General features: G+C 73.0%; 3 protein-coding genes and 1 pseudogene. All 4 read left to right on the forward strand.

The window, feature by feature from the left end:
* Positions 1 to 42 precede the first annotated feature (42 nt).
* A pseudogene (locus tag CCN35_RS22190) lies at positions 43 to 1,287 on the forward strand (GuaB1 family IMP dehydrogenase-related protein); the annotation flags it as partial.
* A gap of 319 nt (positions 1,288 to 1,606) precedes the next feature.
* The gene (locus CCN35_RS22195) at positions 1,607 to 3,103 is read left to right on the forward strand and encodes an amino acid permease (RefSeq protein ID WP_067397698.1); all 1,497 of its coding nucleotides are present in this window, start codon (positions 1,607 to 1,609) and stop codon (positions 3,101 to 3,103) included.
* A 10-nt stretch (positions 3,104 to 3,113) separates the two neighbouring features.
* On the forward strand, positions 3,114 to 3,566 hold the full coding sequence (locus tag CCN35_RS22200) for an Lrp/AsnC family transcriptional regulator (protein ID WP_067397697.1): 453 nt from the start codon (positions 3,114 to 3,116) through the stop codon (positions 3,564 to 3,566).
* 283 nt (positions 3,567 to 3,849) lie between these two features.
* Positions 3,850 to 5,893, forward strand: a 2,044-nt coding sequence (locus tag CCN35_RS22205; protein ID WP_086794053.1) for a sensor histidine kinase, incomplete at its 3' end; no start/stop codon positions are given.

The raw sequence follows: 5,893 nt of genomic DNA on the forward strand, positions 1-5,893 counted from the left end.
GAATGACCACCAGGCCGCCGCGACGGGCCACGGTCTCGGCCATGCGGCGGCCTGGTGGTCATTCCGCAGGACATCCCGATCGACGTCGTCACCGACGTGATCTCCTGGGTCAAGGACCGCCACCTCGTCCTGGACACCCCCATCGTGCTGGCACCGCACCAGACGGTCGCCGACGCCCTCGCCCTGCTGCCCAAGCGCGCGCACAACGCCGGTGTGGTCGTCGACGAGCACCACCGGCCCGTCGGCGTGGTCACCGACCGGGACCTGACCGGCGTCGACCGCTTCACCCAGCTCGAGGCGGTGATGAGCAAGGACCTGCTGCTGCTCGACGCGGACATCGACCCGCGCGAGGCCTTCAACACCCTCGACACCGCCAACCGCCGCTACGCCCCGGCCGTCGACAAGGAGGGCAGGCTCGCCGGCATCCTCACCCGCAAGGGCGCCCTGCGCGCCACCCTCTACACCCCGGCCACCGACGCGAACGGCAGGCTGCGCATCGCCGCCGCCGTGGGCATCAACCGCGATGTGGCCGGCAAGGCCCGGCAGCTGCTCGAGGCGGGCGTCGACACCCTGGTCATCGACACCGCGCACGGCCACCAGGAGTCGATGATCAACGCCATCAAGCTGGTCCGCGACCTCGACCCGCGGGTGCCGGTCGTGGCCGGCAACGTCGTCTCCGCCGAAGGCGTCAGGGACCTGATCGAGGCGGGCGCCGACATCGTCAAGGTCGGTGTGGGACCGGGCGCCATGTGCACCACCCGCATGATGACCGGCGTCGGCCGCCCGCAGTTCTCCGCCGTCCTGGAGTGCGCGGCGGAGGCGAGGAAGCACGGCAAGCACGTGTGGGCCGACGGCGGCATCCGCCACCCGCGCGACGTGGCGATGGCGCTCGCGGCCGGCGCGTCCAATGTGATGATCGGCTCCTGGTTCGCCGGCACCTACGAGTCGCCCGGCGACCTCCAGCACGACGCGGACGGCCGCCCCTACAAGGAGTCGTTCGGCATGGCCTCCGCCCGCGCGGTGCGCCACCGCACCGCGGACGAGTCGGCGTACGACCGCGCCCGCAAGGCGCTGTTCGAGGAGGGCATCTCCACCTCCCGCATGTTCCTCGACCCGGAGCGCCCGGGAGTCGAGGACCTGATCGACTCGATCGTCGCGGGCGTCCGCTCCGCGTGCACCTACGCCGGCGCCGCCACCCTGGAGGAGTTCGCGGAGAAGGCCGTCGTGGGCGTCCAGAGCGCGGCCGGCTACGCCGAGGGCAAGCCGCTGCACGCCAGCTGGAACTGACCGCTGCGGCCCCGCCCTCCCGCCTCCCGGGACGGCGGGGCCGCACCCGGCCGGGCGGCCCCCGCGCACGCGCCGCGGCCGCCCTGCGCAACAATCGATCCGTCCGCGCAACGAATGCCCGGTCCGGCCGCGAGGGACGCAACGATCTTGTTCCGATGCGCAAGGTTGCTGCATTACGCCCGTGAACCGTGCCCCATGGGGTTCTGCGCGACGAACGGCGTGGCGACGACCCCGCTCGGTGGGTCACCACGGGACGGGGCATCACCGGCCCCCGCCACCTGTCCCGCCCTTTGTGACCCGCAGTGACAAGGAGCCGCGCGTGCTCGACCAAGGCGTTCCCCCCAACAACAGCGGAACCGCCTCCGCCCCGTCCCTGAGTGCCCGTCTGATGCGCCGCAAACCCGTGGAACGCCTGGTCGCGGAGGGCGGACAGGGCGAGGGCGGACAGCTGCGGCGGTCCCTGGGACTGTGGCAGCTCACCACGATCAGCATCGGTGCCACCCTGGGCACCGGCATCTTCGTGGTCCTCGGCGAGGCCGTGCCCAAGGCCGGCCCGGCCATCACGCTCTCCTTCGTGATCGCCGGTCTGACGGCGCTCTTCTCGGCCCTGTCCTACGCCGAACTGGCCGGCACGATCCCCGTCTCCGGGTCCTCCTACTCGTATGCGTACGCAACGATGGGCGAGCTGATCGCCTGGGTGTGCGGCTGGTGTCTCGTCCTGGAGTACGGTGTGTCGGTGGCCGCCGTCGCCGTGGGCTGGGGCGAGTACCTCAACGAACTGCTCCGGGGGACCGTCGGCGTCACCCTCCCGGCCGCCCTGTCGGCGCCGCCCGGCGACGGAGGCGTCTTCAACCTGCCGGCGCTCCTCGTCGTCCTGCTCGCGACGGTGTTCCTGCTGGGCGGTGCCCGGGAGTCCGCACGGGCCAACACCGTCATGGTCGTCGTGAAGGTCGGCGCGCTGGTGCTGTTCTGCGCCGTCGGCATCCTGGGCTTCCGCTCCGGCAACTACGAGAACTTCATGCCGCTCGGCATGGCCGGGGTCAGCGCGGCCGGCGCGACGCTGTTCTTCTCCTACATCGGCTTCGACGCCGCCAGCACCGCCGGCGAGGAGGCCAGGGACGCCCAGCGCGACCTGCCCCGCGCCATCATGCTGTCGCTGCTGATCGTCACCGTGCTCTACGTCCTGGTCGCGGCCGTCGCCGTGGGCGCCAAGCCCTGGCAGGACTTCACCGGCTCCGAGGCGGCGCTCGCCCAGATCATGCGCGAGGTCACCGGGCAGACCTTCTGGGGCACCCTGCTCGCGTTCTGCGCGGTCGTCGCCATCGCCAGCGTGGTCCTGACCGTGCTCTACGGCCAGACCCGCATCCTGTTCGCGATGTCCCGCGACGGCCTGGTGCCGAAGGCGTTCTCCCGGGTCCACCCGAGAAGCGGCGCGCCCCGCGACAACACGCTGGTCGTCGCCCTGTTCTGCGGCGTCCTGGCCGCCGCCGTCCCGCTGGGCCAGCTCGCCGACGCCACCAGCATCGGCACCCTGTTCGCCTTCGCACTGGTCAATGTGGCCGTCGTGGTGCTGCGCCGGACCCGCCCGGCCATGCGCCGCACCTTCCGGGTGCCGCTGTCCCCGCTGCTGCCCGCGCTGGGCTTCGGCTTCTGCGTGTGGATGATGGGCAGCCTGTCCGCCGTCACCTGGGCGGTCTTCGGAATCTGGATGGCCGTCGGGCTCGTGTTCTACTTCCTGTACGGCTTCCGCCGTTCCCGTCTCGCGGCTCCTGCGAGCCCCGCGACGGCAGAGAACCGACCCGGCCCGAAGAAGTGACCGACGACCCGTGCTGAACGATCTCGACGAACGCATCGTGCACGCCCTCGCCGAGGACGCCCGACGCTCCTACGCGGACATCGGGCAGCTGGTCGGCCTGTCCGCGCCCGCCGTCAAACGGCGCGTGGACCGGCTGCGGGCGACCGGAGCCATCACCGGTTTCACCGTCCGGGTCGACCCGGCGGCGCTCGGCTGGCAGACGGAGGGCTTTGTGGAGATCTACTGCCGCAGCAACACCTCGCCGGAGACCATCCAGCGCGGCCTGGAACGCTACCCGGAGGTCGTGTCGGCCTCCACCGTCACCGGGGAGGCGGATGCGATCGCCCAGGTCTTCGCCGCCGACATGCGGCACTTCGAGCGGGTCCTGGAGCGGATCGCCGGCGAGCCGTTCGTGGAGCGCACCAAGTCCGTCCTGGTGCTCTCCCCGCTGCTGCGCCGGTTCTCCTCCGGCGCGCCCAGATGATCCGCCCCGCCGTCCCGGCGGGCGCCCGCGGCCGAAGGCCGCCGGTGCGCGTCTTCGGCGTCCCGGGCCGCACAGTGGCCCCCCGGCCGGCCCTGCGGTCCTGTCTCCGTGCGAACGGGGCCTTCCGCACCGAGAGTTACTTCAGGTAACCATTGCGGCACCGATAGCCGGTCGGTAGGGTCTCCGGCACTCATTTACTCGGCGGTAACACGCGAGGGCGGTGCCGGTGACGGCCACCGCGTGCCGCCCCGCCGTGCGACCGTCCCGTCGCCCGGGGGAGACCATGCGCCGGCCGATCAGCCGTCTCACCACCGTCCGCGCCAGGATCGTGGCGCTCGTGCTCGCTCCGGCGGCCGCGATGACGGCGCTGTGGAGCTTCGCCATGGTGTCGGTCACCGGCGACCTGCGCGCACTGATCCGGCTCCAGGGGGTGTACGAGGACTTCGGCACCCCCGTGGACACGGCGATCGGGCAGATCCAGATCGAACGCCGGCTCACCGCCGCCTATCTGGGCGGCGGCCCGCGCACGGGAGCCGCCGTCGACCTGCTCCGGCAGCAGCGGCGCACCGACCGGGCCGTGACGGCGATGCGCGACGCGATCCGCGGCGGCGACCGCAGCCGGCTCACCGACCGGCAGCGGCAGGTCCTCGACGAGATGCTGACCGTCGCCGGCCGGCTGGAGAACCTGCGCGAACGCGTCCTGGCCCGGCGTCTGACCTGGGACCGGGCGGTGACCGAGTACGACGCCCTGATCGAGCCCGGCTTCTCGGTCCAGTCCGCGCTCACCGCCCTGCAGGCCGGCCAACTCGCGCGGGAGGCCCAGGTCGTCATCGAACTGGTGCGGGTCAGGGAGTTCGTCTCCCGCGAGGACGCGCTCGTCGCCGGGGCACGGGCCGCCGGCACCCTGACCGACGCGCAGTACGCCATGCTCACCGCCACCATCGAGGACCGCCGGGTCTTCGAACGGACGCATGTGCCCGCCCTGCCCGGCGACTCACGGGCCCTGTTCGAGGAGTTCCGGCGCGGAGAGGTGCACCGGGAGCTCACCCGGGGCGAGGACGCCCTGCTGCGGGCCGGGGCGCAGGGCGCGGGCCGGGCCGTCGCCGCCGACTCCTGGCGGACCACCACCGACCGGGCCGTCAGGCGCTACATGGAGCTGTGCACCGAGTCGGCCAGGAACGCCGCCGCGCGCGGGCGTGCGTTCGCCTACCGGGAGCTGGCCAAGGCCGCCGTGGCCGGTGTGCTCGGACTCGCCGCCATGGGACTGTCGCTGTGGCTCGCGGTGCGCGGCGCCCGGCGGATCTCGCGCCGCCTGGAGCGGCTGCGGGACGCCGCCGATCTGCTGACCACCCGGCAGCTGCCCGAGGTGATGGCCCGGTTGAGCGCGGGCGAGAAGGTGGACGCGGCCGCCGAGGCACCGCCGCTTTCCGGCCTCGAGTCACGGCCCGACGAGATCGGCCAGGTCGCCCGCTCCTTCAACACCGCCCGGCTCGCCGCGATCGAGGCCGCCGTCACACAGGCCGGCCTGCGCCGCGGCCAGTTCGCCGTCCTGCTCAACATCGCACGCCGCAACCAGGCGCTGGTGCACCGTCAGCTCAAGCTCGTCGACACCCTGGAACGGCGCACCGACGACCCGGACGTCCTCGAGGCGCTGTTCCGGATCGACCACCTGACCACCCGGATGCGGCGCCACGCGGAGAGCCTGATCATCCTCTCCGGCGCCGCCCCCGGACGCCGGTGGCGCCGGCCCGTGCCGATCGCCGACGTGGTGTCCTCCGCGGTGAGCGAGATCGAGGACTACGCACGCGTGGAGATCCCGCCGATGCCCCCGGTGGGCATCGCCGCGGACGCCGTCGCCGACGTGGTGCACCTGATCGCCGAACTCCTGGAGAACGCCACGGTGTTCTCGCCGCCGCACACACAGGTCACCCTGCGCACCGAGCGGGCCCCCGGCGGATTCGTGCTGGAGATCGACGACCGGGGCCTCGGCCTGGACGACGACCAGCTCCGGGACGCCCACCTCACCCTCACCCGCCCCGACGCCTTCGACCCCACCCGGCACGAACGGCTCGGCCTGTACGTCGTGGGCCGGCTCGCCGCCCGGCACGGCATCCGGGTCACCCTCACCCGCTCCCCGTACGGCGGCACCACGGCCGTGGTGCTCCTGCCGCAGTCGGTGCTGGCCGAGGCGGAGCCGGAACCCGGTCCGCCCGCACGGCCCCGGCCCGCCGGGCAGGCCCGTACGGAACCGGTAGGGCCCCTGCCCTCCCGGAAGACGTCGGCCACGGCCACGCTCGAGAAGGACGCACCCCGGCCGGACGCCGGGG

The sequence above is a fragment of the Streptomyces thermovulgaris genome, assembly GCF_002155915.1.
Lineage (GTDB): Bacteria > Actinomycetota > Actinomycetes > Streptomycetales > Streptomycetaceae > Streptomyces > Streptomyces thermovulgaris.